Below are 22,577 nucleotides of genomic sequence, written 5' to 3' on the forward strand. Positions count from 1 at the left end.
ATGCCGATTTCAGTGGGCGCGCTTACCCTCCCCTTGAGTGCGGGCTATTGCATATGGAAGGCAGAGGCTGGTTTACCTCTCCCCTGCGGGGAGAGGTCGGCCGCGAGCGGCCGGGTGAGGGGAATCTTGCTATGAGAGATCCTGCCCCTCAGCCTGGCCCTCTCCCCGCATGCGGGGAGAGGGGACGACAGCCCATATGCAATTGCCCTTCCTCAAGGTGGATGGACGGGCGCCCCAATCGGCGGCCTTAGTCATCTTCGAACTGGAACCTGAGCCCGCCGGGGCGGCTGACGACGCGGCCTGCGGTCGGATCCGGGAAATGGCCGGTGAGCATCAGAATGTCGCTGTCGACGCAGCGCTCGATGAGCTTCACCCGCGTGTCCTTGCCCTGCGGGCTGTCGTAGTCGGCGAAATTCGACAGTTCCGGCGCCGCGCATTGGATGGCGTGGTGCAGCACGTCTCCGCAGAAGCAGGCCCGCCGGCCGCCCGATTTGAGAAAGATATTGACGTTGCCGGGGCTGTGGCCCGGTGCGCCTTCGAGCCAAACATTGTCGGAGAGGTCGACATCGATCACGTCGCCCGGCTCGACCATCACCGCCTGGCCATGCTCGACGACCGGCAGCACGCTGTCGACGAAGCTGCCACGGTTGACGGTCTGGCCGGCGCGATGCATCGCGTCGAAATGGGCGAAATCCGTGCGCGAGAAGATGTAGCGCGCCTTGGGGAAGGTCGGCACCCAGCGCCCGTTGTCGAGCCGCGTGTTCCAACCGACGTGATCGGCATGGAGATGCGTGCACATGACGATGTCGATGTCCTCGGGCGCCAGTCCGAGCGCCTTGAGCCGCTCGAGATAGGGCGTGTCGAGCCGGTGCCAGTCCGGCATCGACGGCCGCTCCTTGTGATTGCCGTTGCAGGTATCGACGAGGATATTGAGCGTCGGCGTGCGAATGACATAGCTGTGGAAGCTCAAATAGAGCTTGTCCGTGCCGGTTTCGATGAGACGCGGCCCGAGCCATTCGCGGTTCTCGGCGAGATGCTCCGATGTGATGTTGGGGAGGAGCCAAGTTGCGTCGACGGCCAGCCGCTCGATTTCGACCAGCTTATGCACCTCGATGGAACCCAAGGTCTGCGGCTTCATGGTTGCTTCTTCTCAGAGACACGCAAGGAAGGCGGGCGAGGCGATCTCAATTTGCGGTTTCACTTGGCGAGCCGCACTTGCGGGATGATATTATCGGCATTGTCGCTGCCGTAGCAGATCTCGACATCCCGGCCGATCCAGCTGCCTTCGGGCTCTTCGCCGACGAGATTGCTGATGACGAGCGGGCCTTCCGCGAGTTGCACGGAAACGACATTGTAGGGCGGCTTGTAATTGTCGAAATATTGGCGGTGGAAGACCACCCAGGAGATGATCTTGGCCCTGCCCGACAAGGGCCGCCACGTGGTCGCCATGGAAAGGCAATGGGGGCAGATGGGGCCGGGCGGATAGCGGAAGGTGGAGCAATCGTCGCATTGCTGCAGCTGCCAGCGCTCGGCGCGAATGCTCTCCCACATCGGCTCATCATAGAGCGAGACGACGGCTTGCGAATTGGCCATGGCGGCGCGTGTCCTCAGGTGCCGTAGATGATCGAGACGGCCTTGCCGGCGACATCCGAGTTGTAGTGAACGAAGCGGCAGTCCTCGACCTGCCGCGGCCCGCATTCGCCGCGGACCTGGCGGACCGCCTCCACCTGGTGGTTCCAGCCCTGCATATAGGTTTCTGACAGATGGCCGCCGCCGGTATTGACCGGCAGTTTGCCCTTGAGCGAAATGCCGTCCTCGCGCATGAAGCGGCCGACATCGCCGGTGCGGCAATAGCCATAGCCTTCGAGCGCAAAGGGCACATGGCAGGAAAAGCTGTCGTAGATCTGCACGGCGTCCATGTCTTCGGGGCCCAAACCGGCCATGTTGAAGACTTGTTCGGCGCATTTTTCTTGGGCCGGGCGATAGAAATCGAGAAGCCGCGGCTCGAGGCTGGTCGCGCCGCGATTGAGATCATAGCGCCCGACGCCATGCACGAGGACAGGCGTCTTCTTGGCGATGCGCTTGGCGCGCTCGGCCTCGGCAATGATCAAGACGACGCCGCCGTCGTTGATCAGGCAGTAATCGAAGAGATGCAGCGGCTCGCAGATGTAGCGCGAGGCGACATAGTCCTCGATGGTGATCGGCTTGCGCATGAGGGCGTGCGGATTGAGGCTCGCCGCATAGCGCTGCGCCACCGCCACTTCGCCCAAGTCGCGCTCCGTGCAGCCGGTGAGCTCCATGAAGCGGCGGAACATCATGGCGTAGAGCGCGCCCTGCGAGGTGTAGCCCCAGGGCGCGTGATAGACGTAGGACAGAAAAAGATTGCCGCCCATCGCCTCCGGGCCGCCATACTGGATGGCGGCCGACCGCTGGTCATTGCCGTAGACGAGCGCGACCACTTCGGCCATGCCGGACTTGATCGCCATCAGCGCCTCGATGACGGCGAGCATCGCATCGGCCTGCCCGCCCCAGCGCGGGTTGATGCCGAGGATCTCGCCGGTGCGCTCATAGGCGATCGTCGGGCCGACGATGAGCCCGTCGATCTCGTCGCGGTCGATGCCGGCATCCGCCAGCGCATCGCGGAAGGCGACTGCCGCATAGCCATAGGAATCATGCGGCTTTTCGCCGGCGCGCACACGCGCATAATCGCCGACATAGTCGCTTTGACCGACGCCGATGACGGAGCCGACCTTGGCCAGTGTCATTCGAGCACTCCCTCGGCATGCAATGCGCGAACGCGCTCGGGCGTATAGCCGAGGATGTCGGTCAGCACGCTGTCCGTATGTTCGCCGATGAGCGGCGGCCGCTTCAGATTCACCCGCTCGTCGTCGAGCAGGAAGGGCGGAGAGGTGAAGCGGCTCTCGCCGATTTCCGGATGATCGATGACCTGCCAGTAACCGCGGTGCTTCAGCTGCTGGTCCTCGTCCATCAGATAGCGCGAACTCGCGACGACGCCGGCCGGCACACCCTTGGCCTGCAGCTCCATCATCACGGCCGTCGCATCACGCGTTGCGGTCCAGGCGCCGACGGCCTTCTCGATGCGCTCGACATCGGCGAGGCGGCCCTCGGCGGTCGCAAGCGCCGGGTCCGCGGCGAGTTCTTCATCGCCGATCGCATCGCAAAGCGCCCGCCATTGCGCATCGCTGGTGACAGCGACGGCGCACCAGTCGTCCTCGCCGGCGCAGCGGAAGATGTTATGCGGTGCGTGATGGGGCGAGCGGTTGCCGAGCCGCTCCCGCTCCACGCCGGTGACCGCATGTTCGAGAAAAGCAAGGCCCATGCAGTTGATCGTCGATTCCACCTGCGACAGGTCGATCTTCATGCCCTTGCCCGTCGCGCGCCGATGGCGCAGTGCCGCCATGACGGCGAAGGCGGCGTGGTAGGGGTTGGCCGCATGGTCGGGGAAATGGGTGCCGGGGCCGAGCGGCCCTTCGCCCTCATAGCCCGTCTGCCACATGAGACCAGTGACGGCGCTGATCGTCATGCCCACGCCGAGCAGATTGGCGAGCGGGCCGTTCTCGCCATACATGGGCATGGCGAGATAGATGATGTCCGGCTTGATGGCCTTCACGTCGTCGTAGCCGAGCCCGAGGCGCTCCATGGCGCCCGGTCCGAAATTGTTGCTCACCACATCCGACTGACGAATGATGTCGTAGATCGTCTCGCGGCTTGTCGGGTTCTTCAGATTGATCGCGACGCTCTTCTTGCCCGTATTGCGCGAGGCAAAGTAGCCGCTGCGATTGATGCCGAAGATGCCATCACGGAAAGGGCCGCCGACCCTGACGGGGTCCGCACGCGACTTGCCCTCGATCTTCAGCACCTCGGCGCCGAAGTCGCTGAAGATCTTCGTCGAGAAAGGACCGGCTCCGGCCCAGGTGAAGTCCGCGAAGCGGATGCCTTTCAGGAAATCGGCCTGCATTGAAAAAGCTCCTACTGGCGGGCCTGGCGTGCGCTCGTCGTGCCGAGCACCGCATCATCGTCCTGGCCGAGGCGCGGCGCCGGGCGATCGATGCGCCAGACCGGCTCCGACAAACGATAGGGCGCACCGGGGAAGAGCACATCGCGGCCGAGGCCGGGGATCGCGACCTTCTGGAAATAGCGGCGGAAGACGAGCTGCGGGTCGGTCTGCAGATCGGCGATGCGGCTGACCGGCGCCATGATGATCTTGCGCTTGAGGGCCTCGGCTCCAAGCTCGGCCTTGGTCTTCTGGCCGATGAAGCGTTCGAACAGTGCCCGGAATTCCTGCTTCATGGCGGCGGTCGCCCGCTTCGGGCGATCCTGCCAGTCGGGAGAGGCGAGACGGGCGAGGCCGTCGAAGCCCTCATCCTTCATCCAGGCGAGAACACCGCCCCAGGATGCAGGCAGGGACAAGGGCGCAGCCAGGAAGACATAGCCGTCCTTGCAGGAAAAGGAACTTTCGGTCGCGTCGCGCACGCCCTCGCCGCCGCGACTCATGACGCGTCCTTCGAGGTCATAGACCTGCACGGCATTCTGCAGCGAATGGGCGATGGCTTCTTGGGCGGAGACGTCGAGCACGTGGCTCGCGCCCGTGTCTTCGCTGTGCCACAGGGCTATCGCCGTGCCGGCGGCCGCATAAAGCGACGCGACGAAGATGCTCTGGCTGCCGGCGAGCTTGAGCGGCGGCTTGCCCGGCTCGCCCGAGAGAAAGGCGATACCGCCGAGTGCCTGCGCGACGAGGTCGCATCCGACAAAATGACTGTAAGGGCCGGTAAGGCCGAAATAGGAGACGGCCGTGACTACCCGCTGGCCGGGAACAGCCAGTATCTCAGCGAGCTCGGCTTCGCTATCCTCGCCGGGCTCATAGATCACGACCTGTGCCGACGCGACCAGATCCCGAAAGATCTCTGCTCCCCCCGCGCTTTTCAGATCAACGACAATGCTCTTCTTATTGGCGTTGAGGAAAGCATAGGGAATGCCGCCCGAGGCCGGATCGACTCCGGCGAGTGTCGGCGGCGCTTGCCGGTCGGCGCGACCTTCCGGCGGCTCTATCCGAATGACCTCGGCACCGAGATCGGCGAAGAGACGCGCGGCATAGGATCCGAGCTCGCGCGTGAGATCCACGATCCGCACGCCGTCATAGGGGCGGCTTTCGCTGGTTTGCATGACCTGATTCATCCGTTCTCGTGAGCCGTAGTGATTACGGCCGGAGGACATCGCACGGAACGAAGCCTGCGTGTTCAAATATAATGCATCATATAAAAAACGATCGCAATACTCAATCGAGCAGATAGGCTCACTCTATTGTGGGTTGCCGTCTCAGTTCCCGTCCTGCCGCTGTCTGATCAGGCGCGACAGAAGAGGATTGAACCTGTCGGCCGCCTCGTACGGCAGCCAATGGCCGGCGCCCGGCACGAGCGTCACGACCACATCCGGACGTATGGAGCGCAAGAGCGCTTCGCGCTCGGCAAAATGCGGCGCGGCCACGGGATCCTTGTCGCCCCAGATCGCGAAAAGCGCGTCCGACCGGCATTGGGGCAGCACATCGGCGAGCACGCTGGAATGGGCGAAGCGGCGGCTCTTGATTCGCGCGAGCCCGACATTGATCTCTTGGATATCGACCGCGAGCTCGTCGATCTTCTCGGGATCGGCGAACATCAAGAGCGCGAGGTTGTGCCGGTGAATCGCCCGCTTTTCCGCTGCGGTGGTCACCTGGTCATGGCGCTCCAGCAGGATTTCGGTTCGCGGCAGGCCAAGCGCGCCGGCCCCGACCATCGTGAAGGAGGCGAGGCGATCGCGCTGCGCGGCCACATGGCCGCCGACCACAGCGCCGAAGGAGAAGCCGACGAGATCGACATCGGCGCCGAGACCGAGATGATCGAAGCCTTCCGCGATGATCCCACCGATCGTGAAGAGCGAAGCGGGCTCGGGCGGCGCGTCCGAATCGCCCAAGCCCGGAATATCCGGCACGAATATCCTGTGGGTCGCTTGGAAATACGGAATGGTGCGCACCCAGTGCCGCCAGGAGCCGTAGCCGCCGTGCAGGAGAACGAGCGGCGGCCCGCTTCCCCAGACCCGCCAGACCATGCGGCCCCTGCCGCAGGGCGTCTCGAGATGGCGCGCGGCCGCGTCGAGCTGGTCGAGAATGTCCGCCCTTCGCATGTCGGATTGGGTCACGGCGTCTCCACCACATAACGGACTGACCGAACCGGAACGCCCAGGGCTCTCATGCGAGGGGCGGCTGGCCAGAGCAAAACGGTTCTGTCCGACTGCGACGCTCGCGCGCGCCGCGCAGCGTGGCTATCGGTCACTGCATCATGCATCTGATAAGGCCATATCGAAGCCTGCGTCCCACCATCCCACCGGTCAGCGCGGACGGGAAGCGGTTTTGCGCGGCGAGGGGCTCGCCTCGGCTCGTTTCTGTGGTCGCGGACGCCGGCTCTTGGTCTCGCCATCCTCGGACGTGGTCTCCAGATTGCCCTCGCGCCAACCGTTCTTGATATGCTGCACCATCGCCTCTACCGCTCCGGCCAGATCGTCTTCTTCGATCTTCTGGAGAAAGACATCATGCTCGCTGCGCATGCGCACCGGGCGATCGCGCCGGACGTCTTGCATGGTGAAGGGGTATTTTGCCCAGAGCACGCGCACGAAATGCAGCGTCTGCGGCCGCTCGGCGATTTCGTAGAGCCTGAAATGGAAGCGGAAATTGGCGGTGCGAACGGCCTGCAGGTCGCCTGAAGCAATCGCCTTGACCAGGGTGCGCTGGAGGTCCTTGAGCTCCTCGAATTTCCCGGGCGTGAGCTTCGACAGGGCAACCGCCGTGAGTTCGCGCTCCAGCATCACCCTGAGCTCGAAGATTTCGCGCAGCTGCCCTGGGATGAATTCGGGGACGAGCAGGCCTTTGTGCGGCAGGCCGCGAACATAGCCTTCCGCTTCGAGCATCAGGAGAGCTTCGCGGACGGGTGTAATCGAGACGCCGAGCTCGGCGGCGAGATCGGCCTGCTTCAGCTTATCTCCACGGCCATAATGGCCGACGATGATTCGCTCGCGAATGATCTCGGCAACCCAATCCTGTTTGGTCGCGAATGACATTTCTCTTGCCCACAGCACGAAGTTGCAACGCCAGCCCAAAGTTCTGCGAGAGCATGTCGTCGCGCCTGCGTCAAAGCAAACATTGATTTGGCGGCGCGCCTGCCGTTTGACCAGCCTCGCTGCGCCGCCGCGCGTTAGACGCCGAGATGGGCAAGCAGCTGGCTTTCCTCCTGGATCACCTCGTCATTGCTCATCGTGCGGACGATGCGCCCGTTTTCCAGCAGGTTGTGGCGATCGGCGAGCGATGTGGCGAAAGGCAGGTTCTGCTCGACGAGCAGCACGGTGAGGCCGGCCGACTTGAGCTCGCCGACTACGCGGCCGATCGCATCGATGATCACCGGCGCCAGACCCTCCGTCGGCTCGTCGAGCAACAGGAAGGAGGATCCCATATAGAGCGGCCGGGCGATCGACAGCATCTGCTGCTCGCCGCCCGAGAGCGCCGAGGCCTTCTGATGCGCCCTTTCCTCCAGCACCGGGAACAGGCTGAAAATGCGCGCGAGCGGCCAGGCGCCATCACCCTGCGGCGGGGCGATCGTGAGGTTTTCAAGCACCGTCAAGGTTGAGAACATGCCTCGGTCTTCCGGCACATAGCCCATGCCGAGCTTGCAGATGCGCTCGGAGCTGAGCCCGATGACCTCCTCGCCCCTGAACTTGATGGAGCCGCTGCGGCGCGGAATGTCGCCCATGATCGACTTGAGCGTCGTCGACTTGCCCGCGCCGTTGCGTCCGATCAGGGTGACGATCTCGCCGGCCGCGACATCGAGATCGATGCCGCGCAGCACCTGGCTGTCGCCGTAGGATGCATCGAGGCCGCGGATCTCAAGCATGGCCGTGGGCTCCCCGCGTCCCGAGATAGGCGTCGATCACGCGCTGGTCGCGACGCACCTCGTCATAGGCGCCGCGTGTCAGCACCTGTCCCTGCTGCATCACCACGATCTCCTTGGCGAGGTCGGCGATGACGCCGAGATTGTGCTCGACCACGATCACCGTCCTGCCCACCGCGATCCGCTCGATCAGGTCGGTAACGCGCTTGATGTCCTGCATGGTCATGCCGGCCGTCGGCTCGTCGAGCAGGAGAAGGTCGGGTTTGGCCGCGAGGCTGATGCCGAGTTCGAGCGAGCGCTTGAGCCCATAGGGCAGCGCGTTCGCCGGCCGGTCCCGCCATTCCACAGGGATGCCGACCTGGGTGAGAAGGCCATCGATCTCCTCGCCATAGCGCAGATCCCCACGGCCGCGGCTCAGGAAGGCGGTTCCACCCTCCTCGCGCCGCTGGATCGGCAGCACCAGATTCTCGGCGATGGTGAGATTGCCGAAGATGCTGGTGATCTGAAAGCTGCGCACCACGCCGCGCCGGGCGATGCGCTCTGGGGACAGGCGCGTGACGTCCTGACCACGATGCTTGAGCTGTCCCGAGGTCGGCTTCAGAAAACCGCTCAAGAGATTGAACAATGTCGTCTTGCCCGCGCCGTTCGGTCCGATAATGCCGTAGACGCCGCCTTCCGTGAATTCGACACTGACATCCTTCACGGCGATGAAGCCGCCGAAGGACTTGGTCACATTCTCAAGGGCGAGCACCGTGGGAGCCGCGGCCCGCGCAGCCGCGCCGGGTAGCCCGTTTTGCGCTTCGGGGCCTACCGGTGCCGGTCCATCGGCTGAGAAATTCATGATCCTCCTCCCTCGCCTGCGGCGCGGCTCCTTGGCGCCAAGGTCGATTTCCGTCAGTCAAGCATACGACACAGATAATGCAAAATGTTTTTTATAAAATCGCTTGACAGCTGTGGCTGGGCGGAGCCAGTCTCCGCCAAAATCAGAACCAAGAGAGGAAGACGCCATGCCATTCACCCGTGCCATGGTCATCAAAGCGGCCGTCGGTTTTGCAAGTCTGTTTGCCTTGGCGCCCGCCGCCCATGCGCAGATGGCGAAGGATAAATTCACGATCCTGGTCGTCACCGACCTGTCGTCGGTCTTTTCCGACACGTCGGGAAAAGGATCCGTGGAAGGCGTGAAGATGGCGGTCGAGGATTTCGGCGGTCAGGTCAATGGCGTGCCGATCCGGGTCATCGTGCTCGACAACAAGCTCGATGTCGCGCTCACTGTGAACAAGACGCGCGAGCTCATCGAGAAGGAAGGCGTCAACCTCATCACCGACGTGACGAGTTCTGCCGCTGCCATCGCAGTCTCGAAGCTCGCCAATGAATACAAGGTGACGACGACTTTCGTCAGCCCGGGAACGACGGCGCTCACCAACGACGCCTGCAGCAAGTATACTTGGCACTACGCCTGGGATACGACGGCCATGGCGGCAGCCGCGGGCAAGGTCACCGACGCCGGCGCCAAGAAATGGTATTTCATCACTGCCGATTACGCCTTCGGCCATTCACTGCTGGAGCAGTTCGAGAAGACGGTGAAGGCGAGGGGCGGCACGGTGCTCGGCAACGACATGGTGCCCTTCCCGAACGACGATTTCTCGAGCTATCTGCTCAAGGCCCAGTCGGCCGGCGCGCAGGCGGTCGGCATTCTCAATTCCGGGCAGGACCTTCGTAACGCCGTGAAGCAGGCCGGCGAATTCGGCCTGATGGCGAGCGGCATCGAAGTAGTTCCCGGCCAGATGAACTTCTCCGATATCCGCGCAACGGGCATCGACATCTGGAGCGGCGTCACCGCCGGCGAGATCTGGTATTGGAACTACGACGATCAGACCCGCGCCTGGGCCGAGCGCTTCAAACAGCGCACGGGCTATATGCCGGGCAGCCTGCATGCCGGCAATTATTCCGCCGTCACGCAGATTCTGAATACTGTGAAGCGCATCGGCACGGATAATCCCGACAAGATCGCCGAAGCACTCGAAGGCACGAGCTTCAACGACTTCTTCGCCCGCAACGCCACCTGGCGCAAGAAGGACCATCGCGTCGTCCGCGACATGTATGTGATCAAGGTCAAGAAGGCAGACGAGGTGAAGACACCCGAGGATTATTTCCAGGTGGTCGCCACCGTGCCCGGCAAGGACGTCTTCATTCCGGAAGACCAGAGCACCTGCAAGCACAACTGGTAATCTGACAGGCAAGCGGCCGCGCGGCGGCCGCTTGCCGCCTTGCCCTCGGCGGCGGGAGACCTCCCATGTCCTTCTATGTGGCGCAGATTTTCAACGGGCTCGTGAACGGCGGGTTCATCGCCCTGATGAGCCTGGGCCTCAGCATCATTTTCGGCATGATGCGGGTCGTGAATTTCATGCACGGCGCCATGTATATGCTGGGCGCCATTCTCGCCTTCGTCGCCGGTTCCTATTTCGGCCTGTCCTTGTGGATCGGTCTCGTCATCGCCGCCTTGCTGGTGGGCGGCCTCGGCCTGATCCTGGAACGTCTGCTGCTCAGCCGGCTCTACAAGCTCGACCCCGCCTATAACCTGTTGCTGACCTTCGGCCTGACGCTAATCATCGAAGACGTCGTGCGCAGTTTCTTCAGCGTAACCGGTGGGTCGTTTCTCGTGCCGAGCGGCCTGACCGGCGCGGTCAATCTGGGCTTCATCTTTTATCCGAAATACCGCCTCTTCGTGATGGTCGTCTCGATCGTGCTCTGCCTCGCGACCTGGCTTCTTCTGGAGAAGACACGGCTCGGGGCGCTCGTGCGCGCCGCGACCGAGCGGCCGGATCTCCTCAAATGCTTCGGCGGAAATGTGCCGTTGCTCATTTCCGGCACATTCTTCTGCGCGGCGGCACTCGCCGGTCTCGCCGGTGCGCTTGCAGCCCCCATCCGTAACATCTCGCCCTTCATGGGCCAGGAGATGATCGCGCTCACCTTCGCGGTGGTTGTGGCCGGCGGCATGGGCTCGATCGCCGGATCCGTGCTGATGGGCTTCATCGTCGGCATCCTCTCGGCACTCTCCGCCATCTGGTATCCGCCGGCAGCCACCGCCATCACCTATATCGTGATGCTCGTCGTGCTGGTCGTGCGGCCGGGCGGCATCTTCCGCGGCGTGGACATCTCCCACTTCCCGCTGCACTACACGCCGATGACCGAGAAGGCGCGGCGCGTCTTCCGCAGCCCGGCAATGGGCCTGGCGGCCCTCGCTGTCGGCCTCGTTCTGCCCTGGTTCGTCTATCCGGTTCTCGCGACCGACATCATCCTCTGGGGGCTTTGCGCGCTCGGCTTCGATCTCCTCTTCGCCTTCGCCGGGCTCCTCTCCTTCGGCCAGGCGGCCTATTGGGGCGCGTCGGCCTATATCACCGGCGTGCTCGTCGCCAAATTCGGCTTCGCCGGATGGGAGGGCTTCCTCCTGGGCGTTGCGCTCAGCACCCTCATGGGCCTTCTCTTCGGCTTCATCATCGCGCAGAAGAAGGGCATCTATTTCTCGATGATCACCTTCGCCTTCGCGCAGATCGTCTATTTCGTGGTCAACCAGTTCGCCGCATATACCGGCGGCGAGGACGGGCTGCATGATGTGTTCAGGGGCGAGATCTTCGGCTTCAGCCTGCAGAACGACCGCGTCTTCTACTATGTCGCGCTTGCCCTCGTCGCGCTGATGGTCGTGTTCGTCTTCCGCATTCTCAGATCGCCCTTCGGTCTGTCATTGACTGGCGCGCGCGAGAATGAACGCCGCATGATGAGCGTCGGCTACAACATCTATCTCATCCGCGTGCAGGCCTATGCGCTCTCTGCCTTCATCATCAGCGTGGCCGGCGGGCTCTATGTCCTCAATCACGAGTTCATCAGCCTGGAGGCGGTTTATTGGCGCGCGTCGGGTGAGCCGGTCATGATGACCCTGCTCGGCGGCGCCGGCACCATCTATGGGCCGATGATCGGCGCGGCCGTCGTGCTCCTGATCCGCAATTCGCTGTCGACCGTCACGGACAACGGCAGCCTTATCTTGGGTTGCCTCTTCGTGCTCATCGTCCTCGTCTTCCGTCGCGGCATCCTCGGCGAGCTCGTGCACGCGTTGTTGCACCGCGATCGCAAGGGCGAGGCGGTGCCGAAAGAGGGCGTCGAGGCGACGACCCACTGAGCGGCCGCTCTTACGGAGACCCACATGCGTGTTGCGCTGCTCGACGATTACCAGAACGTCGCCCTGAAGATGGCCGACTGGCAGCGGCTTCAGGGCCGTGCGGAAGTCGATGCCATCCACGAGCATATCGCGGACATCGACCGTCTGGCCGAGCGGCTGAAGCCCTTCGCCGCCGTCATGATGGTGCGCGAACGGACCAAGTTTCCGCGCGCGCTCTTCGAGCGGCTGCCGAACCTGCGCCTGCTCGTCACCGCCGCCATGTGGAACGTGGCGATCGACCTCGATGCGGCGACCGCGCACAAGGTCCAGGTCTGCGGCACGCGCGACTGGTCCTTCGCGACGGCGGAGCTTGCGCTCGGCATGATGATTGCGCTCGCCCGGCATATCCCTGCCGAGGACCGCGCGATGCGCGAAGGTCGCTGGCAGACGACGCTCGGCACCGGCCTTCACGGCAAGACGCTCGGATTGCTCGGCCTCGGTTCGCTGGGCTCGCAGATGGCCCGCTTCGGTGAGGTTCTCGGCATGAAGGTGCTGGCCTGGAGCCAGAACCTGACCGCCGAGAGCGCCGCCGAGCACGGCGCCGTGCTCGTCCCCAAGAACGAGCTGCTGGCGCAGGCGGATGTCGTCTCCATTCACCTCAAGCTGTCGGAGCGCACCCGCGGCCTGCTTGGTCGCGAGGAACTCGCGCTGATGAAGCCGACCGCCATGCTGATCAACACCTCGCGCGGGCCGATCATCGACGAGGCGGCCCTTCTTGCCCACCTCCGCGAAGGGCGGATCGCCGGTGCGGCGCTCGATGTCTACGACCAGGAGCCGCTGCCGGCGGATCACCCGCTGCGCGGTTTCGACAATGTGATCGTGCTGCCGCACATCGGCTATGTCGTCGAGCAGAACTACCGGCTCGTCTATGGCGACACCCTCGAGGACATCGAGGCCTTTCTCGACGGCCGCGTCATCCGGCCGCTCAACACCCTGGGTTAATTAGCCGCCGCTGATGGGCTTGCGCGCTTTCCGGTGATATGGTCGTCGGCGATCGGTCGTCGGGCCGGAGCCGCGCAGAAGCAAACCAGCTTGAAAAGCCGTTTGATCGAGGCGCGATGCTCCGCTCGCGCGACCGACGCATGCGCTGAGATCACCGGACCCGCTTTGATGAACACCGATCGCTCCATACCGCTTCTCTTCGGCCGCTCGCATATTTCGGTGGATCTGCCGGAGGGCGCGAAACCGCTGGTCATCCGCAAGGCGGAGCTGCCGAAGCTCGCAGACCCGGCGGGGGCCATCGGCCAAGCCTTCGCCGCGCCGATCGGTGCTGCCCCCCTGAGCGAGCTCGCGCGGGGGCGTGAGAGCGCCTGCATCCTTATCTGCGACATCACCCGGCCGGTGCCGAACGGCCTCTTCCTCAGGCCGATGATCGAGACCCTGCAGGCCGGCGGCATTCCGCTCGACCGCATCACGGTGCTCGTCGCCACGGGCCTGCACCGGCCGAATGAGGGCGCGGAACTCGAAGAGCTCGTCGGCGACCCCTGGGTCACCGCCAATGTCACCGTCGCCAATCATTTCGCGCGCAATGACGACGAGCATGTCGACCTCGGGCGGACGGCGACGCGCGGCACGCCCGTCAAGATCGACCGGCGCTTCATGGAAGCCGATCTCAAGATCGCGACCGGGCTCGTCGAGCCGCATTTCATGGCCGGTTGGTCCGGCGGGCGCAAGGTCGTGGCGCCGGGTGTGGCCGGCCACGAGACCATCCGCACCTTCCATTCCGCCCGCTTCATGGAAGATCCGCTCGCCGTCCAGTGCAATCTCGTCGGTAATCCTCTGCACGAGGAGCAGCTCGAGATCGTGCGCATGATCGGCGAGATCTATGCGCTCAATACGGTCATCGACGAGGATCGCCACCTCGTCCATGTCACCTTCGGCGAGATCATCGCAAGCCATCTGGCGGCCGTCGACTTCGTGCAAGGCGCGACGCGCATTCCCGTTCCGCGCCGCTTCAAGACGGTGGTGACGACCTCCGCCGGCTATCCGCTCGACAAGACCTATTATCAGACCGTCAAGGGCATGGTGACGCCCCTCGACATCCTGGAGCCGGGTGGCACGCTCATCATCGCCTCCGAATGCTCGGAAGGCTTCGGCTCGGCGGAATTCCGCGAAGCCCAGGCGCGCCTCGTCGAGCTCGGCCCCGAAAAATTCCTGGCCACGCTCACGGCCAAGACGCTGGCGGAAGTCGACGAGTGGCAGACGGAGATGCAGCTGAAGCCCATGCGCGTCGGCCGCATCCAGCTCTACACCACCGGCCTCGACACCGAGGAGCGGCGCATCACCGGCGTCGAGATCATTCCGTCGGTGAACGAGGCGGTGGCGGCGAGCATCGCCCGCTCCGGCGATCCCGCCGTTGCCGTCATTCCCGAGGGACCCTACGTGGTGCCGGTGCACGCAGGCTGATGGGCGCACGCCATATCCATCTCGACACCGTCGGCGGTATCGCCGGCGATATGTTCGTTGCAGCCATGCTCGATGCCCTGCCGGAACTCCAATCCCGCGTCTTGGCCGATTGCCGCGCGGTGCTGCCGACGGACGTTGCACCGCATCTCGAGGCCGGCGCGAGCGGCGGCGTGCGTGCGCTGCGCTTCGGGCTCGATGGCGGGGCGGGCGAGGCACATCGCGGCGAGCCTCACGACCAGCACGACCACCATCATCACGACCATGATCACCATCACGGCCGGCATGCGCACGACCATCGGCATCACGGGCCGGGGCAGCGAGATCACGATCACGGTCACGGCAGCTTCCGCGACCTGCGTCAGCGCATTGCCGCCGCCGAGCTCGCACCGGGCACGGCCGAACAGGCCATCGGCATCTTGACGGTGCTGGCCGAGGCCGAAGCCCATATCCATGGCGTGTCCGTGGAGGACGTTCATTTCCACGAGATCGCCGACTGGGATTCGCTCATGGACGTGGTCGCGGCCGGGAGCATTATCGCGACCCTGGGGGATGCGAGCTGGAGCGTCTCCGAGCTGCCGCGGGGCGGCGGCCTCGTGAAGACGCAGCACGGATTGCTGCCGGTTCCGGCGCCGGCGACCGCGCAGATCCTCAAGGGCTTTGCCTTCCGCGACGACGGCATCAGCGGCGAGCGGGTCACCCCGACCGGCGCAGCCATCCTGCGACATCTGAAGGCTGAGAGCCGCCGCGCGGCCGGCCGCCTCCTCGCCGAGGGCACCGGCGCGGGCACCCGCAGCCTGCCAGGCATGCCCAATATCCTGCGGGCGCTCGTCTTCGAGGCGGGCGAGGGCACCTCCGATCAGGTCGCGGTGCTCTCCTTCGACATCGACGACATGACCGGCGAGGAGATCGGTGAGGCGGCCGAGCGGTTGAGGCAGCTTGCCGGAGTTCTCGATCTCGCGCTCGGCCAGCAATTCGGCAAGAAGGGCCGGCCACTCACCACCTTCCGCCTGCTGGTCAAGCCCGAGGCGCTCGACGCGGTCTCCGAGCAATGCCTGGTGGAGACTTCGACCATCGGCCTGAGGTGGCATATGGAGCAGCGCCGCGTCTTGCCACGCACGCAGGAGAGCGTCACGCGCGAGGGCCGCAGCTTGCGGCGCAAGGCGGTCGTGAGACCCGGTGGCGCAGTCACGCGCAAGGCGGAGAGCGACGATCTCGCCGGCCAGCCGCTCGCCGTGCGGCGGCGCCTGCAGCGCGGCGCGGAGGATGACCGTGAGCACTGACGCGCTCGCAGAGAAGCTTGCGGCGGCACTCGCCCGCCACGGCAGCCTTGCCATTGCCGTCAGCGGCGGCGTGGACAGCATGACGCTTGCCGCGACAGCCCATCGTCGGATGCCGGCCGGTACGGTCAGCATGATCCATGCGGTCTCGCCCGCCGTGCCACAGGCCGCGACCGAGCGTGTCAAGGCGCGGGCCGCGGCAGAGGGCTGGGCACTTTCCGTCACCGGCGCGGGCGAGTTCGACGATCCGCGCTATCGCGCCAATCCGGTCGACCGCTGCTATTTCTGCAAGTCCAGCCTTTATGATCGCATCCGCGCGATCACTCCTGCGACGATCGCCTCGGGCGCCAATCTCGACGACCTCGGCGACTATCGTCCGGGCCTCCTCGCCGCGGCCGAGCGCGACGTGGTGCATCCCTTCGTCGAGGCCGAACTCGCCAAGGCCGATGTGCGGCGCCTCGCGCACCGGCTCGGGCTCGACGAAGTCGCGGAGCTGCCGGCGCAGCCCTGCCTCGCGAGCCGCGTCGAGACGGGCATCGCCATTTCGGCCGAGGATCTCGCCTTCATCGACGAGACAGAGACCCGCATCGCGGCCCTGCTGCCGGCCGGCGCGACGCTTCGCTGCCGGGTGACCCATGCCGGCATCGTCATCGAGCTCGACGATGCCGCCGACGCAAAGGTGCGGGAAACGGCCGAGGCGCTCTGCGCAGGCGCCGGCCGGCGCTTTGCGGGTGTGCGTCCCTATAAGCGCGGCGCCGCCTTCCTGAGGGCTGCACCATGAGCGACCTCGTCATGGATTGGGCCCGCCAGGCGCGCACCGGCGTGCCCGAGGCGGTGCTCTGCGCCTCCAAGAGCGCAGCCCAGATCGAGGCGGCGCTCGCGGCGGCCGAGGAAGCCGGCCATTCGCTGCTGCTGACGCGCCTCGCCGAGCCGCTCTTTGCGAGCCTTTCGCCCGCCACGCGCCAGCGCCTGGATTACGACTCGCTGTCGGCCACCGCCTTTTATGGCGAGGTTCCCAACCCTGCCGCGGCCATCGCCGGCGTCGGTATCGTTGCCGCCGGCACGTCGGACCTGCCGGTGGCGCGTGAGGCGGCCCGCACGCTCGCCTTTTGCGGCTATGCGAGCCCGGTCATTGCCGACGTCGGCGTCGCCGGCCTCTGGCGCCTGCTCGACCGCATGTCGGACATTGCCGCGTTTCGGGTGATCATCGCCGTGGCCGGCATGGAGGGCGCGCTGTTCAGCGTGCTCGGCGGATTGGTCGCGGCCCCCGTCATCGCCGTTCCGACATCGGTCGGCTACGGCGTCGGCGCGGGCGGAACCCTTGCGCTTCATTCGGCGCTGGGCAGCTGCGCGCCGGGCGTCGTGGCCGTCAATATCGACAACGGCTTCGGCGCGGCGGCGGCGGCGATCAAGCTGCTCCGGGCCGGTGCTCGGAGCTGATCAACTTCATCCGAAAACGCCGATGCGCCAGAGCAGCGCGAGAATAACAACGGCCGCGAGTCCCGCGATGAAGATGAGGCGTCGCGTGCGCGTGCGCAGGATGATTTCGCCCTGACGGGCGTCCTGCCCCGAGATCGTCGTCGGCTGTTCGGGCTTGCGATCGTCGGTCATGCGATCGGCCATATGGATGCTCCCTTACGAGGGACAACGCCGCGATCGGCGGCCTGTTCCGGAGAACGGCTCGTGTCGAGCAGGAGGAGAACGAGGCCGATCGAGGCGTAAGGTCGCGCGCTGAAGAAGCCCTTCCGAGAGGCTGCGGGTGGCCTTATACCACTCATACGAGCGGCATCCGCACCGCATCCCGCAGGAGATCTGACCTTGCCGTCGCTGTTCTCGCCCCTTTCCATCGGTTCCCACGAACTGAGCCACCGCGTCGTCATGGCGCCGCTCACGCGCATGCGCGCTGGCCGGCCCGGCAATGTGCCGCATGCGCTCAATGTCGAATATTACCGCCAGCGCGCCAGCAAGGGTGGGCTCATCATTGCTGAAGGCACGCAGATCTCGCCGAGTGGCCAGGGCATGCCGGCGACGCCGGGCATCCATTCTCCGGAACAGATCGCCGGCTGGCGAGACGTGACGGACGCCGTACACGCCGAGGGCGGACTGATTTTCCTGCAGCTTTGGCATGTCGGGCGGATCTCGCATTCCTCCCATCAGCCGGCCGGCGCCCTGCCGGTGGCGCCCTCCGCCATTGCCGCCGCGGGCAATGCCTTCACCGCCTCCTTCGAGCGGGTACCCTTTGAGACGCCGCGGGCCTTGGAGACGGCCGAGATCCCGGCGCTCGTGGAAAGCTACGCGACCGCCGCGCGCAATGCCGAGGCCGCCGGTTTCGACGGCGTCGAGATCCACGGCGCCAACGGCTATCTCCTGGAGGAGTTTCTGCAGAGCCGCACCAATCAGCGTACCGACGCCTATGGCGGCTCCATCGAGAACCGCGCGCGGCTCGTCGTCGAGGTGGCGAGCGCGGTCGCCGGCGTTTGGGGGCCCGAGCGCGTCGGCATCCGCCTGTCGCCCTTCGGCATCGCCAATGACAGCGGCGAGGCCGATCCCATGCCGCTCTACAGCCACGTGATCCGGGAACTCGCCAAGCTTCGGCTCGGCTATCTCCACCTCATCGAGCCGCGGGCGAGCGGCGCCGGCCAGGCGGAAGTCGACCACAAGGACGTGCCCTCGGCGGCTGAGCTCTTCCGGCCGATCTGGCCGAATGTCTTGATCGCCGCCGGCAATTTCAGGGCCGACACGGCGGAGGCTGCGGTGGCGGAGGGCAAGGCCGACGCTATCGCCTTCGGCCGGTTGTTTATCGCGAATCCGGACTTGCCGGAGCGCCTGCGGCGCGGGGCGCCGCTCAATCCCTATAACCGCGCGACATTCTACGGTGGTGGGGTCGAGGGCTATATCGATTATCCGGCGCTCGACGCGGCCAAGGCGGCGGAATAGACGGACGGGGCCGCGTCACCCCTGCGAGGCGCCAACCGTATCCGCCACGGCCGCGCCGCGCCGGCCGAGCGGACGCGGTTGGCCGACAGTCGTGTCGCGCGCCGTCTGATGCTCCATCTCGGCGTCGAGTTCGGCGCCGACCAGGATGACGATCGCCGAGATCCAGATCCAGATCATGAAGCCGATGACGGCACCCAGTGAGCCGTAGGTTTCGTTATAGCTGCCGAAATTGGCCGCGTACCAGGAGAAGAGGATCGACGCGATGACCCAGGCGACCGCCGCGAAGGCACTGCCCCAGGTCGTCCAGCGCCAGCGCGGCAGGTCGCGGCTCGGGCCGTAGCGATAGAGGACGGCGAGCGCCAGAATGATCGCCACGAGCAACAGTGGCCAGCGCACGAGCCGGATGAGAAGATCGCTCGCCCCACCGAGACCCACGAAATTGAGCGCGACCGGCAACACGACGACAGCCGCCATTGCGACGAGCAGGAACAGGATCGCCCCGGTGGTGAAGGCGAGCGAAACCGCATTGAGCTTGAAGAAGCCGCGCTTTTCCTCCTCGCCATAGACGACGTTCAAGGCATCGAACAGCGCCTTCATCCCGGCGTTGGAGCTCCAGAGCGCGGCCAGGAGGCCGATGGCGAAGGTGAGCCCCAGCGTGCCGCCGCCTTGGGAAGCGACCCGCGTCATCTGCTCGCGCAGGACGTCGATCGCTCCGCTCGGCAGCACGCCCGCCACTTGGTCGAGTTGCGCACCGATCGTCCCGGCATCGGCGAAGAGCCCATAAAGCGAGACGAGTGCGGCGATGGCGGGAAAGATGGCGAGAATGGAATAGAAGGTCACGCCGGCGGCGATCGCGAGCACGCGATGCGTCGAGATGTTTCTGTAAACCCGCAGACCGATGTCCTTCCAGCCGCGGGCCGGAATCTCCGACGGCGTGGTGGCATGGCGGCCGCGATCATGGCCGGTGCTGGCGCGAGCACCGTTGGGTCCCTCCGCGGGGCGCCCGCGGGCGTTGCCGCGACTGTTGAAACCGCCGACGAGCAGCACGACCGTTACAGCCGTGACCCATAGCGGCACCCGCTCACCGCCCTCCGGCATAGCCTGCCAGTGGCGGGCGTCACCCACGCTCATGAGATGTTCCCTTCAGGAGAAGCGGCGCGGGCCGACCCTTGAGGCCGGCCCGCTGCCGTTGTCGTGGTGCTCAGCGGCCGAGTGGCCCGGAGCTACCTGGCCGCTTCCACGGGCCGTCGCTGCCCGGCGGTGGCACCGGTGCCGTCTCGTCGGATTTCGTCTGGCTGCCCGGCGTCCGGCTCGTCCTGCTCTGGCCCGGCTTGGCGCCTTGCGCGCCGCCCGGTTCGCCGGAGGCTTGACTCATGCCCTCCGCCAAGTCCGGCTTGGCCAAGTCCGGCTTGGCGCTCGGGCTCGTGCCGGTCTGCGGCGACGGTGGGTTGCGGACGGGCTCGCTCGCTTCGCTCATGCCCTTGGCCAGTTCCGGCTTGGCGCTCGGGCTCGTGCCGGTCTGCGGCGACGGTGGGTTGCGGACCGGCTCGCTCGCTTCGCTCATGCCCTTGGCCAGTTCCGGCTTGGCGCTCGGGCTCGTGCCGGTCTGCGGCGACGGTGGGTTGCGGACCGGCTCGCTCGCTTCGCTCATGCCCTTGGCCAATTCCGGCTTAGCGCTTGGGCTAGTGCCGGTCTGCGGTGACGGTGGGTTACGGACCGGCTCGCTGGCACGGGCCATGCCGCCGGCCATATCCGATTTGCCACCCTCCTGCCGGGAGGTTTCGTGTTTGGAGCCCTCCTGTTTAGAGCCCTCCTGCTTCGCGCTTTCGCCCGACAGGCTGCCTTTCGGCATTCCTGCTGCTTGGGCCGCGCCTTCAGCCATCTGGGTCAGGCCCTGCTTGTCGGCCTCTTCCCGGGCGGCGTCGGCCGCGCGTTCGGTCACCGCCGCCACCTTGTCGTAGGCGTCGGCGACGCCTTCGCGAACGCCCTTCTTGGTGCTTTCGCTCGCCTCGCCCATCAGCTCGTCTTCCGCCTTGGTCGCGGGCAAGAGGGCGCCGAGCGCTGCGCCGAGTGCGACGCCGATGCCGGCGAGCACCAGCGGCTGGTCGCGGCAGAAATCGACGAAGTTGCGGCTGGTGGTCGCCGCGCCGCGCCCGACCTGACGGGCCGAGCCCGCCACTGAAGCCGCCGTGCGTGCGGCGGTATCGGTCGCGGTTTCGTAGGCGCTCGATGCCGCGCCATAGGTAGAGGAGGCGGTGTCCTTGATCGAGGATGCCGTGGAGCGGGCCGCACCCGCTGCGCGATCGCGCACGTCGGCGGCCGTATCGCCTACGGCCCGCGCGGTCGATCGCGTCTTGTCGGCTGCCGATCCATAGGCGCTCGATGCGCCATCCCCGACGGCCTGCGTCGCCGACCGGGCCTTGTCAGCCGCGGAGCCAACCATCGAGGATGACGAGGCTTTGTCGGCTGGGTTCTCGCCGTCCGGGCGATAGCCCAGCATGTCCGGCCCCATTTCCGCATAGCTGCTCGCGCGCTCGTCGTCGCTCGCATGAGCGTGACCGTTTTTTCTGCCGGCGATCATCAACCAAGCAAGACCCGCGCCGACCAAGGTCACCGGCAGGGGATTGGCGACGGTCTGACGCTTCAGATTGCGGAAAAATTCGCCGCCGCTGCCTTCCTGCGCGTAGTCGACGAGCTGATCGACGACATTGCCCGGCGAAATACGCGTCCGGAGCTCGTCGAGCGTACCGGCGAGCTCATTCCGGGTCTGTTCGGCTTCACGTTCAAGCTGCTCGGTGTAAGTCATGGCGCTGCCTCACTTGTTCCTTGGCGACGGTTGCGTCCTGCTGGAGCTGGTTGATTGTGCGGCTCGGGATCATTCTGTCCCCCTTGAGCCGGTTCATGCCGACCATGAGCAGGATGAGCCCGACGACGAGCACCACGCCACCGACGATGGCAGCCGCCCAGTAGGGCTGCATGCCGTTCGCGATCAGCGCGGCAACCACCGCCTGCAGCACCACCACGAGCCCGGGGATGAGGAGGACGGCGCCGCCGACGATGAGGCCGAGCCCCGCCGCCACCTTGCCGACATTTTCCACGATCTCGGCGCGCGCGAGCTGCCCTTCCTTGCGCAGGAGGGTCGTAAGCTGTGTCACCACCTCGGTGAACAGTTCCGGGATCGAACGGCCGTTGTTGTGCGCATATGCCATGACGCATCCCTCCTCAGGCTTGGCGATTTTCTTGGCGGTCTTGGCCCGGGGTCGGACCCGAACTCTTCAGGAAGCGGGAGATCGCGAAGCCCGCGAGCATCGCTCCACCAAAGAAGGCTGCCGGCTGCGAGCGGGCGAAGCTGTTGAGGTTCTGGACGATTTCGTCGACGTTACGCTCGCGCAGGCTTTGGGCCGCACTCTCGATCCGCGCGGCCGCGTCATGCACATAGGCCGCGGCCTTGGGCATCTGGTCTTCGAGTTCATGCGCGGCGCCATGAATGGCTCCGGCCATGCTGCCGATCTGCTCGGCGCCGGCGTCCTTCTGCTGCTCGGCGAAATGCCGCGCCTGGTCTTTGACATTGGCTTGAGGTTCCATGTCGGTCGTTCCGCCTGTTTGCCGATGTATTCGCCGGGGGTGATGAAAGTCACCATTGAACATCGGGGGATGATGGAGCCACGTTTTTCTTGTCCGCCGCTCATCGAGCGCGGTATCCGGGCGTGGCCTCGTGCTCTGAGAACCCGTGGACCCTCGAAATGTTCCGAGAATCCAAGGATATGCATCGAGGAGCGCGTCAGGGCGCTGCGCCCCTGAATCGGCGGC

Annotated in this window: 22 protein-coding genes; 8 read left to right on the forward strand and 14 right to left on the reverse strand. The window is 65.5% G+C overall.

Features of this window, described 5'->3' with window-relative positions; translation table 11 throughout:
* Positions 1–247: 247 nt before the first annotated feature.
* From ACFQU1_RS14275 to ACFQU1_RS14315, 9 genes are all read right to left on the reverse strand, one after another.
* On the reverse strand, positions 248–1,138 hold the full coding sequence (locus tag ACFQU1_RS14275; protein WP_378133605.1) for an MBL fold metallo-hydrolase: 891 nt from the start codon (positions 1,136–1,138) through the stop codon (positions 248–250).
* Positions 1,139–1,197: 59 nt separating this feature from the next.
* Positions 1,198–1,593, reverse strand: a complete 396-nt coding sequence (locus ACFQU1_RS14280) for a Zn-ribbon domain-containing OB-fold protein (protein ID WP_378133607.1) — start codon at positions 1,591–1,593, stop codon at positions 1,198–1,200.
* A gap of 14 nt (positions 1,594–1,607) precedes the next feature.
* Entirely contained in the window at positions 1,608–2,765 is a 1,158-nt protein-coding gene (locus ACFQU1_RS14285) for a thiolase family protein (protein ID WP_378133609.1), read from the reverse strand.
* On the reverse strand, positions 2,762–3,979 hold the full coding sequence (locus tag ACFQU1_RS14290; RefSeq protein ID WP_378133611.1) for a CaiB/BaiF CoA transferase family protein: 1,218 nt from the start codon (positions 3,977–3,979) through the stop codon (positions 2,762–2,764). Before ACFQU1_RS14290 ends, ACFQU1_RS14285 begins: the two co-directional genes overlap by 4 nt.
* A gap of 11 nt (positions 3,980–3,990) precedes the next feature.
* Positions 3,991–5,196 (reverse strand): CaiB/BaiF CoA transferase family protein, encoded by a 1,206-nt coding sequence (locus tag ACFQU1_RS14295; protein WP_378133613.1) that lies wholly within the window; start codon positions 5,194–5,196, stop codon positions 3,991–3,993.
* Positions 5,197–5,337: 141 nt separating this feature from the next.
* On the reverse strand, positions 5,338–6,195 hold the full coding sequence (locus ACFQU1_RS14300; protein WP_378133615.1) for an alpha/beta fold hydrolase: 858 nt from the start codon (positions 6,193–6,195) through the stop codon (positions 5,338–5,340).
* A 189-nt stretch (positions 6,196–6,384) separates the two neighbouring features.
* The gene (locus ACFQU1_RS14305) at positions 6,385–7,110 is read right to left on the reverse strand and encodes a GntR family transcriptional regulator (RefSeq protein ID WP_378133617.1); all 726 of its coding nucleotides are present in this window, start codon (positions 7,108–7,110) and stop codon (positions 6,385–6,387) included.
* A gap of 134 nt (positions 7,111–7,244) precedes the next feature.
* Positions 7,245–7,937, reverse strand: a complete 693-nt coding sequence (locus tag ACFQU1_RS14310; protein ID WP_378133619.1) for an ABC transporter ATP-binding protein — start codon at positions 7,935–7,937, stop codon at positions 7,245–7,247.
* Positions 7,930–8,775, reverse strand: coding sequence for an ABC transporter ATP-binding protein (locus tag ACFQU1_RS14315; protein ID WP_378133621.1), 846 nt, complete (start codon positions 8,773–8,775; stop codon positions 7,930–7,932). Before ACFQU1_RS14315 ends, ACFQU1_RS14310 begins: the two co-directional genes overlap by 8 nt.
* Before the next feature lie 166 nt (positions 8,776–8,941).
* Between ACFQU1_RS14315 and ACFQU1_RS14320 the strand changes: the two genes are divergently transcribed.
* The 7 genes from ACFQU1_RS14320 (at position 8,942) to larB (ending at position 17,270) form a co-directional block, all read left to right on the forward strand.
* The gene (locus tag ACFQU1_RS14320) at positions 8,942–10,162 is read left to right on the forward strand and encodes an ABC transporter substrate-binding protein (protein WP_378133623.1); all 1,221 of its coding nucleotides are present in this window, start codon (positions 8,942–8,944) and stop codon (positions 10,160–10,162) included.
* 65 nt (positions 10,163–10,227) lie between these two features.
* Positions 10,228–12,108: an ABC transporter permease gene (locus ACFQU1_RS14325; RefSeq protein ID WP_378133624.1), complete on the forward strand. Its 1,881-nt coding sequence runs from the start codon at positions 10,228–10,230 to the stop codon at positions 12,106–12,108.
* A gap of 24 nt (positions 12,109–12,132) precedes the next feature.
* Positions 12,133–13,089 (forward strand): D-2-hydroxyacid dehydrogenase family protein, encoded by a 957-nt coding sequence (locus ACFQU1_RS14330; RefSeq protein WP_378133626.1) that lies wholly within the window; start codon positions 12,133–12,135, stop codon positions 13,087–13,089.
* 168 nt (positions 13,090–13,257) lie between these two features.
* Positions 13,258–14,553: a nickel-dependent lactate racemase gene (larA, locus tag ACFQU1_RS14335; RefSeq protein ID WP_378133628.1), complete on the forward strand. Its 1,296-nt coding sequence runs from the start codon at positions 13,258–13,260 to the stop codon at positions 14,551–14,553.
* A 65-nt stretch (positions 14,554–14,618) separates the two neighbouring features.
* A complete protein-coding gene (locus tag ACFQU1_RS14340) occupies positions 14,619–15,833 on the forward strand; it encodes a LarC family nickel insertion protein (protein ID WP_378134063.1) in 1,215 nt (404 codons plus the stop codon).
* Positions 15,823–16,611, forward strand: coding sequence for an adenine nucleotide alpha hydrolase (locus tag ACFQU1_RS14345; RefSeq protein ID WP_378133630.1), 789 nt, complete (start codon positions 15,823–15,825; stop codon positions 16,609–16,611). The genes ACFQU1_RS14340 and ACFQU1_RS14345 overlap by 11 nt, the downstream gene beginning before the upstream one ends.
* Entirely contained in the window at positions 16,608–17,270 is a 663-nt protein-coding gene (gene larB, locus ACFQU1_RS14350) for a nickel pincer cofactor biosynthesis protein LarB (RefSeq protein ID WP_378133632.1), read from the forward strand. Before ACFQU1_RS14345 ends, larB begins: the two co-directional genes overlap by 4 nt.
* Positions 17,271–17,276: 6 nt before the next feature.
* On the opposite strand, the gene ACFQU1_RS14355 is transcribed toward larB, so the two are convergent.
* Positions 17,277–17,453 (reverse strand): peptide ABC transporter permease, encoded by a 177-nt coding sequence (locus tag ACFQU1_RS14355; protein WP_378133634.1) that lies wholly within the window; start codon positions 17,451–17,453, stop codon positions 17,277–17,279.
* Positions 17,454–17,642: 189 nt separating this feature from the next.
* On the opposite strand from ACFQU1_RS14355, the gene ACFQU1_RS14360 reads away from it, so the two are divergent.
* On the forward strand, positions 17,643–18,767 hold the full coding sequence (locus ACFQU1_RS14360; RefSeq protein ID WP_378134066.1) for an alkene reductase: 1,125 nt from the start codon (positions 17,643–17,645) through the stop codon (positions 18,765–18,767).
* A gap of 15 nt (positions 18,768–18,782) precedes the next feature.
* Here ACFQU1_RS14360 and ACFQU1_RS14365 read toward each other — a convergent pair whose 3' ends face one another.
* The 4 genes from ACFQU1_RS14365 to ACFQU1_RS14380 form a co-directional block, all read right to left on the reverse strand.
* Positions 18,783–19,898, reverse strand: coding sequence for a YihY/virulence factor BrkB family protein (locus ACFQU1_RS14365; RefSeq protein WP_378133636.1), 1,116 nt, complete (start codon positions 19,896–19,898; stop codon positions 18,783–18,785).
* Positions 19,899–19,968: 70 nt separating this feature from the next.
* Complete coding sequence (locus ACFQU1_RS14370) at positions 19,969–21,573, reverse strand: DUF3618 domain-containing protein (protein ID WP_378133638.1); 1,605 nt, start codon at positions 21,571–21,573, stop codon at positions 19,969–19,971.
* Complete coding sequence (locus tag ACFQU1_RS14375) at positions 21,551–21,976, reverse strand: phage holin family protein (protein ID WP_378133640.1); 426 nt, start codon at positions 21,974–21,976, stop codon at positions 21,551–21,553. Before ACFQU1_RS14375 ends, ACFQU1_RS14370 begins: the two co-directional genes overlap by 23 nt.
* A 13-nt stretch (positions 21,977–21,989) precedes the next feature.
* Positions 21,990–22,352, reverse strand: a complete 363-nt coding sequence (locus tag ACFQU1_RS14380) for a hypothetical protein (protein ID WP_378133642.1) — start codon at positions 22,350–22,352, stop codon at positions 21,990–21,992.
* Between the last annotated feature and the right edge of the window lie 225 nt (positions 22,353–22,577).

The sequence above is a fragment of the Chelatococcus sp. GCM10030263 genome, assembly GCF_042666455.1.
GTDB lineage: Bacteria > Pseudomonadota > Alphaproteobacteria > Rhizobiales > Beijerinckiaceae > Chelatococcus.